The organism is Pseudomaricurvus sp. HS19 (assembly GCF_009857815.1).
Lineage (GTDB): Bacteria > Pseudomonadota > Gammaproteobacteria > Pseudomonadales > Cellvibrionaceae > Pseudomaricurvus.
This window is the reverse complement of record NZ_WVVW01000001.1, coordinates 1,724,246-1,737,310: the sequence shown is the minus strand read 5'-3', so window position 1 is coordinate 1,737,310 and position 13,065 is coordinate 1,724,246. Positions and strand designations below refer to the sequence as shown.

General features: G+C 59.6%; 10 protein-coding genes. 6 read left to right on the top strand and 4 right to left on the bottom strand.

Annotation, left to right across the window (positions count from 1 at the left end):
• Positions 1 to 35: 35 nt before the first annotated feature.
• Entirely contained in the window at positions 36 to 1,298 is a 1,263-nt protein-coding gene (locus GSF27_RS07790; protein WP_160967363.1) for a 6-phosphofructokinase, read from the bottom strand.
• Between the two features lie 204 nt (positions 1,299 to 1,502).
• Here GSF27_RS07790 and mpl point away from each other — a divergent pair, with 204 nt between their 5' ends.
• The 3 genes from mpl to GSF27_RS07775 are packed head-to-tail and all read left to right on the top strand — an operon-like array spanning position 1,503 to position 4,337.
• Positions 1,503 to 2,879: a UDP-N-acetylmuramate:L-alanyl-gamma-D-glutamyl-meso-diaminopimelate ligase gene (gene mpl / locus GSF27_RS07785; RefSeq protein ID WP_160967361.1), complete on the top strand. Its 1,377-nt coding sequence runs from the start codon at positions 1,503 to 1,505 to the stop codon at positions 2,877 to 2,879.
• Between the two features lie 18 nt (positions 2,880 to 2,897).
• Positions 2,898 to 3,512 carry a flavin prenyltransferase UbiX gene (locus GSF27_RS07780; protein ID WP_160967359.1) on the top strand — a complete coding sequence of 205 codons (615 nt, stop codon included), beginning with the start codon at positions 2,898 to 2,900 and terminating at the stop codon, positions 3,510 to 3,512.
• A 33-nt stretch (positions 3,513 to 3,545) separates the two neighbouring features.
• Positions 3,546 to 4,337 carry a tyrosine-protein phosphatase gene (locus tag GSF27_RS07775; protein ID WP_160967357.1) on the top strand — a complete coding sequence of 264 codons (792 nt, stop codon included), beginning with the start codon at positions 3,546 to 3,548 and terminating at the stop codon, positions 4,335 to 4,337.
• Between the two features lie 33 nt (positions 4,338 to 4,370).
• On the opposite strand, the gene GSF27_RS07770 is transcribed toward GSF27_RS07775, so the two are convergent.
• Positions 4,371 to 5,207 (bottom strand): FHA domain-containing protein, encoded by an 837-nt coding sequence (locus GSF27_RS07770; protein WP_160967355.1) that lies wholly within the window; start codon positions 5,205 to 5,207, stop codon positions 4,371 to 4,373.
• Positions 5,208 to 5,540: 333 nt separating this feature from the next.
• On the opposite strand from GSF27_RS07770, the gene GSF27_RS07765 reads away from it, so the two are divergent.
• Together GSF27_RS07765 and ggt are read left to right on the top strand one after the other, a co-directional pair.
• Positions 5,541 to 8,144 (top strand): RND family transporter, encoded by a 2,604-nt coding sequence (locus tag GSF27_RS07765; protein WP_160967353.1) that lies wholly within the window; start codon positions 5,541 to 5,543, stop codon positions 8,142 to 8,144.
• Positions 8,145 to 8,178: 34 nt separating this feature from the next.
• Positions 8,179 to 9,942, top strand: a complete 1,764-nt coding sequence (ggt, locus tag GSF27_RS07760) for a gamma-glutamyltransferase (protein WP_202410292.1) — start codon at positions 8,179 to 8,181, stop codon at positions 9,940 to 9,942.
• A gap of 82 nt (positions 9,943 to 10,024) precedes the next feature.
• On the opposite strand, the gene argF is transcribed toward ggt, so the two are convergent.
• Positions 10,025 to 10,936 carry an ornithine carbamoyltransferase gene (gene argF, locus GSF27_RS07755; RefSeq protein ID WP_160967350.1) on the bottom strand — a complete coding sequence of 304 codons (912 nt, stop codon included), beginning with the start codon at positions 10,934 to 10,936 and terminating at the stop codon, positions 10,025 to 10,027.
• Entirely contained in the window at positions 10,933 to 12,111 is a 1,179-nt protein-coding gene (locus tag GSF27_RS07750) for an acetylornithine transaminase (protein WP_160967348.1), read from the bottom strand. Before GSF27_RS07750 ends, argF begins: the two co-directional genes overlap by 4 nt.
• 335 nt (positions 12,112 to 12,446) lie before the next feature.
• Here GSF27_RS07750 and grxD point away from each other — a divergent pair, with 335 nt between their 5' ends.
• Positions 12,447 to 12,773 (top strand): Grx4 family monothiol glutaredoxin, encoded by a 327-nt coding sequence (grxD, locus tag GSF27_RS07745; protein WP_160967346.1) that lies wholly within the window; start codon positions 12,447 to 12,449, stop codon positions 12,771 to 12,773.
• The last annotated feature ends 292 nt before the right edge of the window (positions 12,774 to 13,065 follow it).

The following is a 13,065-nucleotide window of genomic DNA, read 5'->3' as shown; positions in this document are numbered from 1 at the left end:
GGGCTTTTTGGGGGGGGGCTGGTCTCAGCGGGTCATCAAACCTTGAAGGCCTTCTTCAACTTCTTCTCTACCATCACTTTCTTCAGACTGGCGTAGTCAGGCATGCCGTTTTTGTAGGGCGGGTAGTCCTCACCCTGAATCAGCGGCGCGAAGTATTCGCGAGCCTTGTCGGTAATACCAAAGCCGTCGGCAGTGATAAAGTCACGGGGCATCATCTTCTCGACGTTGGCTACTTGCTCCAGTGGTGCCTCCTCAATGCTCCAGCTGTAACGCTTGCCTTTACCGCGGATGATGGCCGGCATAACGGCATTCTTGCCAGCGATAGCCATTTCCACGGCGGACTTGCCCACAGCATAGGCCTGCTCGGTGTCGGTTGCTGACGCAATATGACGGGCGGAGCGCTGCAGGTAGTCTGCCAGGGCCCAGTGGTATTTGTAGCCCAGCTCGCTTTTGATCATGTTGGCCAGGGTGGGTGCTACCCCGCCCAGCTGGGTATGGCCGAACGCATCTGTCTGCCCGGAGTCGGCAAGGAAGGTGCCGTCTTTGTAGCGCGCGCCCTCTGACGCCACGATGGCGCAGTAGCCGTGCTTTTTCACGGACGCTTTCACCTTGGCCAAAAACTTTTTCTTATCGAAAGCAATTTCCGGGAAGACGATGATGTGTGGTGGCTCGCCTTCGTTTTGAGCGGCGATGCCTGCGGCACCGGCAATCCAGCCAGCGTGGCGACCCATGACCTCCAGGATAAAGATCTTGGTGGAACTGTCGCACATGGACGCTACGTCCAGCGCAGCTTCCTTGATGGATACGCCCACATACTTGGCGACAGAGCCAAAGCCGGGACAGTTGTCTGTGAAGGGCAGGTCGTTATCCACGGTCTTGGGGATATGGATGGCCTGGATGGGGTAGCCCATCTTTTCAGACAGCTGTGAAACCTTGAGGCAGGTATCGGCGGAATCACCGCCACCGTTATAGAAGAAGTAACCGATGTTGTGGGCTTTAAAGACTTCAATCAGGCGCTCGTACTCGGCCTGATTCTGCTCCAGGCTTTTCAGCTTGTAGCGGCAGGAGCCAAAAGCTCCTCCCGGGGTATGGCGCAGGGCGGCGATGGTCTTTGCCGACTCCTTGCTGGTGTCAATCAGCTCTTCCCGCAGGGCGCCGACAATGCCATTGTGACCGGCGTAGACTTTACCAATCTCTTTCTTGTGCAGACGGGCGGTTTCAATAACACCGCAGGCAGACGCATTAATCACTGCTGTAACGCCACCGGACTGGGCGTAAAAGGCATTTTTCTTGGCCATGATATAAACCTGATTGAGTGTGTCCGGTGTATACACCGGACACAAAGGGCTGAGTGTCAGAAACCGCGCATCATACGTGAAGTTGGTCGAAAATTCACCGAGAGTCCGGGCGCGAAAGGGTTCACGCCGGCGCTACTGGTCATTGGAATCCGGTTGCGCCTGCGTGTAAGCTGCGATTTTGGTTTTTAACTGGCAAATCACTCTATGCACATCCACATTCTCGGTATTTGCGGCACGTTTATGGGCAGCCTGGCGCAACTGGCAAAAGCCCTCGGTCACCGGGTGACCGGCTGTGATGCGAACGTCTATCCGCCCATGAGCACGCAGCTGCAGGCCGCCGGTATTGAGCTTACCGAAGGTTTTGATCCCGCCCAGCTGGAACCGCGGCCCGATCTGGTGGTGATTGGCAATGCCATGAGCCGGGGCAACCCCGCTGTGGAAGCGGTGCTGGACAAGGGAATTCCCTATACCTCCGGCCCGCAGTGGCTGTGCGATCACCTGCTGCAGGATAAATGGGTGTTGGCGGTAGCCGGCACCCACGGCAAGACCACCACATCCTCCATGCTGGCCTGGATTCTGGAATACGCCAATATGTCCCCGGGCTACCTGATTGGCGGCGTACCCCGTAACTTTGATGTGTCGGCCCGCCTGGGGGAGACACCCTTCTTTGTGGTGGAGGCCGATGAGTACGACAGTGCCTTTTTCGACAAGCGATCCAAGTTCGTTCACTACCGTCCGCGCACGGTGATCCTCAATAACCTGGAGTTTGATCACGCCGATATTTTCGATGACCTGGCGGCGATACAGAAACAGTTTCATCACCTGGTGCGAACCATCCCTGCCAGTGGCCAGATCATTCTCCCCGAGGGCGAGACCGCCTTGGATGAGGTGATCTCCAAGGGCTGCTGGACACCTTTGGTTACCACCTCACTGGCGGAGGGCAGCGGCGACTGGAAAGCGCGCCTGCTGGAGCCGGATGGCAGCTGCTTTGAAGTGCAGGTCGACGGCATGGCCGTAGGCTGTGTGCTGTGGCAGCAGACAGGTATTCACAATGTGCAGAATGCGCTGGCGGCTATGGCAGCTGCTCGCCATGTGGGGGTCACCCCGGATGCTGCCTGCGCGGCATTGGGGGAGTTCCGTGGGGTCAAGCGCCGTATGGAGTGCCTGGGTGAAGTGAACTCCGTACGCGTTTATGATGACTTTGCCCATCACCCCACAGCGATCACCACCACCCTGGAAGGGCTGCGGGCACAGGTCGGGAATGACAAGATTGTGGCCTTGATCGAGCCGCGCTCCAATACCATGCGCATGGGCGTACATCGCGGGCGTCTGGCGCAGAGTGTGGAGGCTGCGGATGTGGTGCTGTGGTACCAGCCGGCAGACGTCAATTGGTCGCTGGACGAGGTGGTGCACAGTAGCCATATCCCGGCCAAACTCTCACGCAGTATCGACGAGCTGATCGAAGATTGTGTGCACGTGCTGGAGCCCAATACCCATGTGGTGATCATGTCCAATGGCGGCTTCGGTGGTGTGCATCAAAAGCTGATGCAACGCCTGCAGCGGCAGGGCGAAGAGGCCTGATTGCAGAGGATGGAGCCTATGAGCGAGTACTCACAGACAGTGACCCTGGCCATCACCGGGGCTTCCGGTGCCCAGTACGGGCTGAGACTACTGCAGTGTCTGATAGCGGCGGATTGCCGGGTCTACCTGCTGTTGTCCGGTGCGGCACAGGTGGTGATCGATACCGAGACGTCGCTGACGCTGCCCGATGAGCTGGAAGAGCAGCAGGCGCTGCTGGCCAGTCGCTATGGTGCGGCCGACGACCAGCTGGTGCTGTTCGCCAAAGACGACTGGTTTGCGCCTGTGGCTTCGGGCTCCAGCTCGCCATCACAGATGATTATCTGCCCCGCCAGTGGCGGCACGCTGTCGGCCATTGCCAGTGGCGCCAGTAATAACCTGATTGAAAGAGCTGCGGATGTGGCGTTGAAAGAGCGCCGCAAACTGATTCTGGTCCCGCGGGAAGCGCCTTACTCCGAGATACACCTTGAGAATATGCTGCGGTTGACCCGTATGGGAGCGGTAATCCTGCCAGCCAGTCCGGGCTTTTACCATCGCCCCAAGTCTATTGAGGACCTGGTGGATTTTGTGGTGGCCCGGGTGCTCGACCAGTGTGGCATCGAGCAGGATATTATGCCCCGTTGGGGCGAAGACTGAGCCTGAAAACCCCGCAGCACCTGAGGAGCCCGCATGGCCATTGATCCCCTAGCCCCAAGCCGTGTTGTTCCCCTCGAGGGCGGCATCAACTTTCGTGACCTGGGCGGTTACGAGACTGCGGACGGAGAGCAGGTGCGTTGGCGCAAGCTGTTCCGCTGTGGTCATCTCGCTGACCTGAGTGCGGCGGATATTCGTGTACTGGAGCAGTTGGGTATCAGCCAGGTGCATGATTTTCGTCGTCAGGATGAGCAGGCGGGTACCCCCAGCCAGCCATTAGCGGCCGCCACCATCAATGATTACGACATGTCCCTGGGGAGTCTGGTGCGCTTTTGGGAGTTGCTGCGTGCCGGCCAGTTGAGTGGCAGTCGAGCCCATGAGCTGGTGGTGGATAGCTATCACAATGGTGCCGGTGAGGTCGCGCCGCATTACCGTCGCCTGTTTCAGGCCCTGCTGGACAACCGTGACCAGGCCACCCTGTTTCACTGCGCTGCCGGCAAGGATCGCACCGGCCTGGCGGCTGCCCTGATCCTGTCTGCCTTGGGCGTATCCCGTCAGCAGGTGGTTGAAGACTATCTCCTGACCCGTGACCACTTTGACGCGGAGGCCCTGATCGTCAAGGTGGAAGGGCACCTGCGCCGAGCGGGGGTGAGTGAGTGGGAGAGGGGCTGGCTGGAGCCATATTGCAGTGTGCACGAAGACAATATCGAGGCGTTTTTTGACGGTATCAGTCGCCGCTACGGCACTCTTGACCACTATCTGCGTACAGAGCTGGGGTTGGAGGAGGCGCAACGCCAGCAGTTGCGGGAGGCCTATCTCGAACGCTGAGTGCATGACCTGAGGTCATGCGGGCGGCAGAGATTAGCGGCCCAGAATAATAAACAACAGGATGCCAAGCGCTCCAGCCAGCAACAGAAAGCTGAAGGTCGCCAGCCAATTCAGCTGTTGGGGGGCTTCCGGCTCAATGCGATTGCCCGGTGAGGTGGGTTTGGTTTTCCACTGCTTGGGCTCACTGCTGGGCACGCGACGTTCCGGCGGCTGTGCTGTCGCCCGGGCTCGCCGGGGCCGGGGTTTGCTGCTCTCCGGCTCAGGTCCCACTACACGAAAACTGTATACATCCAGCCGTAGCCGATCACCGGGCCGCAGGGTACCTTCACGTACACGCTTATCATTGATGTAGGTGCCGTTGGCTGAGGCCAGGTCGCGGATGTGCAACAGGTTGTCGCGGATGGTCAGCTCGGCGTGTTGCTGGGATAGGTGGTTGCCCGGTACCACCAGGTCACAGTTGCTGCTGCGGCCAATGACGGATCGGCCCTCAGGCAGCGCATACTCCTTGCCAGCCAGCCAGCTGCTGTCGGACACCAGTGACCAGCGAGCCCCGGCGGCGGGTGACGTGCCGTCCTGCTCATCCGCCTCCTGTGGGTCGAGAATGTCAAACTCCACGCTACCCAGGCGGATGGTGTCGCCGGGCAGCAGCTGTTTCTCGGTGACCCGCTGGCCATTTACAAAGCAGCCGCTGTCGCTGTGGTTGTCCTTGAGGATGAGGCTGTTGTTCTCGGTCAGCAGGCGGGCGTGCAGCGGGCTGATGCCCGGTTCGGTAAGTACCAGATGATTGTTCAGTGAGCTGCCGATGGTGTAGCGTTTTTCCACAATCCATATGGGCGCTGTACGTCGATCCTTGTACTGAATCTTCAGCATGGAGCTGTATTTCTCGTCTGGTCGTCAGGTGGGTCGCTTTCTCACAAATTGAGATCAGTGGCGTATGAATACTGAATTAGTATACAAAACCCCGGTCCAATCCGACAGGCTGTTAATCCAGATCAGCGCGGAAACCGGATCATCGCGAACAGCGGGCGGACGGGCCAGTGAACCTGAAGCTGGCGCAGCAGCGTAATCAGGTTCGCGGGAACAGGCGGACATTTCCTTTTATTAATTCGAACCGTCATAATGGGCGGTCAACTGCAGCTGGCTGCGGTTGTGGTTCGGCAGTCAGGAAGATTGCCGCAGATGCTCAAGGGTTATTACTAGTACATGTTAGAACAGCTGATACGAATTTACCGGGCCTGGGTGATTGACCGACCAAGCGTTGTGCTGGCCATCGTCGCGGCGTTAGCCCTGTTTATGGCTGCGGGGCTCCCAAATTTCAAGCTTGATGCATCCTCCGACTCCCTGACCCTGGAGCATGATGCCGATCTCGACTATTTCCGGGAAATCAACCAGCGTTACCAGAGCAGCGATTTTCTGGTCATCACCTTCCGCCCCCATGAAGATCTCTTTTCGGACGCCTCACTGGCCCTGTTACAGCAGCTGACACACGACCTGTCGCAGGTCTCCGGGGTGGTGGGGACCACCTCCATGCTGGATGTGCCCCTTCTCTATAGCCCGCCGGCAGCGCTCAAGGACCTGAAGGAGCCGCGCACGCTGCTGACTCCGGGAGTCGACCGCCAGGCCGCTAAAAAGGAGTACCTGGAAAGCCCCATCTATCGTGAAATGCTGCTGGGCCCGGACGGGCAGACCACCGCTATTCTCCTCAGCCTGCGCCTCAACCGTCACTACCTGGAGCTGGTGCGGGAGCGGGATGCCCTGCGTCTGAAGCGGGACACCGAAGGCCTGAGTGTCCAGGAAGCAGAGCGACTGGAGCACGTTAGCCAGGAGTTTCTCGACTACCGTACCGAAGTGGCTGCCCGTGATCATGAGCGAGTGCAGCAGGTGCGGCAGGTGGTGGCCAGCTATCAGGATCGGGCGCAGATTTTCGTCGGCGGCGCCACCATGATCACCGCCGATATGATCGACTTCATCAAGAGTGACCTGAAAGTGTTCGGGGTCGGCGTGCTGTTGTTCATGATCCTGATTATGGCGATTATCTTCCGCCAGAAGCGCTTTGTGATCCTGCCGTTGCTCACCTGTATGACGTCGGTGTTGCTGATGCTGGGCTTCCTCAGCTGGGTGGATTGGCGCCTGACGGTGATCTCCTCCAATTTTGTCGCCCTGCTGCTGATTATTTCGCTGGCCATCACTATCCACCTGTTGGTGCGCTATCGCGAGTACCACGCCGCTGACCCGGATGCGCCCAAGGCGGAGCTGGTGATGGCCACGGTACGTTTTATGGCCAAGCCCTGCCTCTACACCACGCTGACCACCATGGTGGCGTTCGTGTCTCTGGTGGTGAGTGATATTCGCCCGGTGATCGACTTTGGCTGGATGATGAGCATTGGCCTGGCCCTGTCGCTGGTGCTCAGTTTTATCATTATCCCCGCCGGCCTGATGCTGGTGCCGAAAGGGGATCCAAAGGACAAGGGGGATAACTCCGCCGCCTTTACCACGGCCTTCTCCCGCTTCACCGCCCGTCATCCCCAGCTGTTGCTGTGGTTGAGTCTGGGGCTGGCCATTGCCAGTTTTGTGGGCATCCGCCAGCTGGAGGTGGAGAACCGCTTTATCGATTACTTCAAAGAGTCCACCGAGATCTACCAGGGCATGTCGGTAATCGACCGCAACCTGGGCGGCACCATCAGTCTCGATATTATTCTTGATGCCCCGCGGGCGCGTATGCCGGAGGCTGGCGCCGGTAGTGAGTTGGATCCTTTTGGTGAAGCCGACCCCTTCGACGAGCCGGATCCGTTTACCCTGCCGGACTCCCTGGCGGAGCAGGATCCCTTTGGCGAAGCGGACCCCTTCTCGGAGCAGTCCCAGCCGGTGTCCCGGGATAACTACTGGTACACCATGGGCGGGATTTCCGACATCCGTGCTCTGCACGACTACCTGGATAGTCTGCCCGAAGTGGGCAAGGTGCAGTCGCTGGCGACCTTTTATCAGGTGGCCAGCGATGTGAATTCATCGCCTCTGAACGATTTTGAGCTGGCCCTGATCCGCCGTGCGCTGCCCGCCGAAGTGGGTAATCTGCTGATCAAACCCTACCTGTCGGAAGATGGGCAGCAGGCGCGCATCAGCCTGCGGGTGAAAGAGACCGAGCCCAGCCTGCATCGTGCCGAGCTGCTGCAGAAAATTCGCACCACCGCCATCACCGAGCTGGGATTCGAGCCGGATCAGGTCCACCTCTCGGGCTTGTTGGTGCTCTACAACAACATGCTGCAGAGCCTGTTCAAGTCCCAGATCGTCACTCTCGGCGCTGTGTTTATCGGCATTCTGGTGATGTTTGTGGTGCTCTTCCGCTCAGTCTCGCTGGCGCTGATTGCCCTTATCCCCAACCTGCTGGCGGCTTCGCTGGTGCTGGGTGGCATGGGGCTGGCAGGTGTGCCGCTGGATATGATGACCATCACCATTGCCGCTATTACTGTGGGAATTGGTGTGGATGACACCATCCACTACATACACCGCTTCAAAGCGGAGTTTGCGGTCGACCGGGATTATGTGGCGGCCATGCACCGCTCCCACGCCTCCATTGGCCGGGCGATGCTTTATACATCGGTGATCATTATTGCCGGTTTCTCGATCCTGGCTTTGTCCCGTTTTATACCCACTATCTATTTTGGCCTGCTGACCGGTTTTGCCATGTTTGCGGCCATCCTCGCGGCTTTGACATTGCTGCCGCGCTTGATACTGTTGGTGAAACCGCTGGGAAAGCCGCAGGCGGCCACTGATCCCCTGACAGCCCGCGCTGCAGGGGAGGCGGCCTGACGCCACCCCAATCACTGAACCCTGCGCTTCGCGTGTGAGCGCAGGGATTACCTCACCGGAGCAGCTCCCCATGTGCCGTCGTTGGCTCGCGACACTCCTCTCATTTGCCCTGCTTGTTAGCCCACTGCCACTGCTGGCCGCCAACAGCGAACCCATCATCCGCTATGACAGTATTCACCATCCGGTGGTCAGCGACGACGGCATGGTCGCCACCCAGCACCGGATTGCCAGCGAGGTGGGGGCAGAGATTCTCTCCGCCGGCGGTAACGCTGTTGATGCGGCTGTTGCCGTGGGCTTCGCGCTCGCGGTAGTGCTGCCCCGTGCCGGCAACCTGGGCGGTGGCGGATTCATGCTGATTCACCTTGCCGGCGAGGGCAAAACCATCGCCCTGGATTACCGGGAGATGGCTCCGGCAGCAGCGCACCGGGATCTGTTTATCGGCAGCGATGGTGAGGTGGATGGTGAAAAGGCGCGATTCTCCCATGCGGCAGCCGGAGTGCCTGGTACTGTGGCGGGTCTGCTGCACGCGCAGCAGCGCTATGGTCGCCTGCCGCTGCGAACCGTCATCAAGCCCGCCATCAAGCTGGCGGACAAGGGCTTCCCGGTTACCCGCGACCTAGCGGAGAAGCTGGCCCAGGCAGGCCGCCTGCAGGCCAACGCCGAGAGCCGGCGGGTTTACTACCGCAAGGATGGCAGTGCCTACCGGCCGGGTGAATTATTGCAGCAGCCGGACCTGGCCTGGAGCCTGAAACAGATCCAGCGTCATGGTGCGGCGGCGTTCTACGACGGCGCCATTGCCGAGCACCTGGTGGCAGAGATGGAGGCCAATGGCGGCCTCATTACCCGCGACGACCTGCGTAACTATCAGGTGGTGGAGCGCCAACCCGTGGTGGGCAGCTATCACGGCTACACTATTGCCTCCATGCCGCCCCCCAGTTCCGGCGGCGTACACCTGGTGCAGCTGCTGAACATCCTGGAAAACTTTCCGCTGGCGGGCATGGGGGCCAACAGCGCCGCCGCGATCCATACCATGACCGAAGCCATGAAGTGGGCCTATGCCGACCGCTCGGTTTACCTGGGGGATCCCGACTATGTGGATGTGCCGGTAGCTGAGTTGACGGACAAGGCCTACGCCAGGCAGATTGCGACCGCCATTGATGGCGACAGGGCGTTAGCGTCCGAGGCGATCAGGCCGGGGGCGAAGCTGGGCTATGAGAGCCCGGACACGACCCACTATTCGGTGGTGGACAGTGAGGGTAACGCGGTGGCCAACACCTATACCCTTAATTTCTCCTTCGGGTCGGGTATTACCGTGCCGGGTACGGGCATCCTGCTCAACAACGAGATGGACGATTTCTCCTCCAAGCCCGGAGTGCCCAATGCCTACGGTCTGATCGGTGCCGAGGCCAATGCCATCGCCCCGGGCAAGCGCCCCCTCAGCTCCATGACACCTACGCTGGTGCTGCAGGATGGCAAACCGGTACTGGTAACCGGCAGCCCCGGCGGCAGTCGTATTATCACTACGGTGCTGCAGGTGATGGTGAATGTGCTGGATCACCATATGAACATGGCGGAGGCGGTGCACCAGCCTCGCTTCCATCACCAGTGGCAGCCGGACATGCTGTTCCTGGAGCCGGGTTTCAGTGTCGATACCGTTCGCCTGCTGGAGGCTAAGGGGCACAAGCTACGGCAGGTCAGTACCATGGGCAGCGCACAGTCGATCCTGCTGCAGAATGGCGTCAGCTATGGCGCGGCCGATCCCCGCAAGCCGGACGCGGCAGTGGCGGTGCCACGCTAGCCAGGGCGCACTTTCAGCCAAACACAAAAAAGCCGGCATTACGCCGGCTTTTTTGTGGGTAACGATTCTGCGTATTGCGCACTCAGTTGTGCTGCAGCAGAAACTCCATCAGCGCCTTCTGTGCGTGCAGGCGGTTTTCCGCTTCATCCCATACCACGGAGATTTTCTCGTCTTCCAGCAGGTCGGCGCTCACCTCTTCGCCGCGGTGGGCGGGCAGGCAGTGCATGAAAATGGCATCGTCGTGGGCCAGCGCCATCAGCTCGTGATTGACCTCGTAGCCGGCAAACTGTTGCTCGCGGTGGGCCTGCTCCTCTTCCTGGCCCATGGAGGCCCAGACGTCGGTGACTACCCAGTCGGCACCAGTGACCGCTTCCCGGGGATCGCGGGTAATGGTGACGCGGTCGGCGTTGGCTGCAACCAGCTCCGGGTCCGGGTCAAAGCCTTCAGGGCAGGCGATATTGAGTTTGAAATCACACATGGCGGCGGCGTTGATGTAGGAGTGACACATATTATTGCCGTCACCGATCCAGGCCACAGTCTTGCCCTTGGGGTCGCCGCGGTGCTCCACATAGGTCTGGATGTCCGCCAGCAGCTGGCAGGGGTGGAAGTCGTCGGTCAGGGCGTTGATCACCGGCACTCTGGAGTAGGCGGCAAAACGCTCGATCTTGTCGTGACCGAAGGTGCGAATCATGATGATGTCCACCATGCGCGACAGCACCCGGGCGGAATCCTCAATGGGCTCGCCGCGACCCAGCTGGGTGTCACGGGGAGACAGAAACAGCGCCGAGCCGCCCATCTGTGCCATACCCGCTTCAAACGAGACGCGGGTACGGGTAGAGGATTTCTCGAAAATCATCCCCAGCACCTTGCCGTGGAAAGGCTCATCGGCGGTGCCGTTGCGATGCTGAGCTTTCATCTCGATAGCGCGGGCGATGATCTGCTGCAGTTCCGCAGGGCTCAGATCCTTGAGGGTCAAAAAGTGTCTGACGGTCATGCTGCGACCTCCTGAAAATTCTCAATCAGCTGACACACAATCCGCAGGATCTCATCGGCGTGTTCACGCGTGATGGTCAGCGGTGGCAGCAGGCGAATGGTATTGCCGGCGGTGACGTTAATGAGCAGGCCGGCGTCGGCGGCAGCGCCCACAAGCTCGCCGCAATCACGGTTCAGCTCGATACCCAGCAACAGTCCCATGCCGCGGATGCTGGTGACGCCGGCGTTACCTTGCAGCGCTTCGCGGAAGCCCTGCAGCAAATAGTTACCCTGTTCCCGGGCATTGCTGATCAGCTGCTCCTGTTGCAGGGTCTCCAGTACCGCAGCGGCCACATGACACACCAGCGGGTTACCGCCGTAGGTGGAGCCGTGGTTACCGGGTTGCAGTATGTCGCCGGCTTTACCGCGAGCCAGGCAGGCGCCGATGGGCAGGCCGTTGCCGAGCCCCTTGGCGGTGGTAACCACATCCGGCTTGATGTTGGTGTGCTGGAACGCAAACAGTTCGCCGCTGCGGCCGTTGCCGGTCTGGATCTCGTCCAGCATCAGCAGCCAGCCACGCTCATCACAGAGTGAGCGCAGTTGCGCCAGGTAGTCGTCGGCGGGAACGCGGATACCGCCCTCGCCCTGTACCGGTTCCACCAGTACGGCGACGATGTTGTCATTCACCAGTGCGGCAACCGCCGCCACGTCATCAAACGGTACCTGCACGAACCCTTCCAGCAGCGGAGCAAAGCCGGTCTTGACCTTGGCATTGCCGGTGGCGGTGAGGGTGGCCATGGTGCGGCCGTGGAAACTGCCCGCCATGGTGACGATGGTGGGACAACTTACGCCCTTGTCATTACCGTACTTGCGCGCGATCTTGATGGCGGCTTCGTTGGCTTCGGCACCGGAGTTGGAAAAGAATACGTTGTCCATGCCGCTCAGTTCACAGAGCTGTTGTGCCAGCTGCTGCTGCGGCAGGGTATTGTAGAGATTGGAGCAGTGCACCAGGGTTGCAGCCTGTTCGCTGACCGCTTTGGTCACCGCCGGGTGGGCGTGTCCCAGACCACAGACAGCGATGCCGCTGAGGGCGTCAAGATAGCGTCGGCCCTGGTCGTCCCATACGTAGACGCCTTCACCTTTTACCAACGTGAGTTTGCGCTCACCGTAGGTATTCATCAGGGCTGTAGTGGCCATGCCTGAACTCCTCGACTGCCTGGGGCGGACGCGTTTGCGCGTCCCGAAAACAAAAACAGGCAGCCTGCAAGCTGCCTGACGCGAAAGCGAGATACTATAAGCTATCGCAGGGGTTGGCAATGCCGTGGCAGGCCCAATGCCGCGGCCTGTGGCACGGGAAAGATTCGCAGCCAAAACGGGAGTAGGGTAGAATGGGCGGCAATACCTGAGTGCGAAACTTGGTTATGGCACAAGCTGGGGAATCGCTCTCCCGCAACGGAATCGGGTCGGCGGTGTGCAGCTGACCCACAGGTTTTCATACAATGCATTTGATTCACGAGAGGTCTGAGTTGTCTATGGATATCATGGATACCATCAAGAAGCAGGTAGAGGAAAACGCCGTTATTCTCTACATGAAGGGTTCCCCCAATGCACCGCAGTGTGGTTTCTCCATGCGTACCGTGCAGGCGGTCATGGCTTGCGGTCAGCGCTTTGCCTACGTCGACGTGCTCTCCAACCCCGATATCCGCACCAATCTGCCCAAGTACGCCAACTGGCCAACCTTTCCGCAGCTGTGGATCAACGGCGAGCTGGTCGGCGGCTGTGACATCGTTACTGAGTTGCATGAAAGTGGCGAGCTGAAGCCAATGATCGACGCCGCTGTCGGTACAACCGAGAGCTGATAGCGGTCGCTTTTTCGCCATCCTGTGGTGGCGAAAGCAGAACCGTAAAAAAGGCCGCAATGCGCGGCCTTTTTTGCGTCCTGCCGGTGGCTATAGCCGGGGCTTTCCCTGTCACTGGCGGGCGATGATCTCCAGGCGCGCCCCGTCATCCCGAACACCTTTCTCACGTAACCCCCCCCTTTACTATCGCCGGGAGTCAAACGCTCGTTGGGCGAAATTTTCTGTAATAATATTGAAAAACATTCTCAATCCCATTAAATTTAACTCTCGTAATTAAGTTTTATTGGGGTGA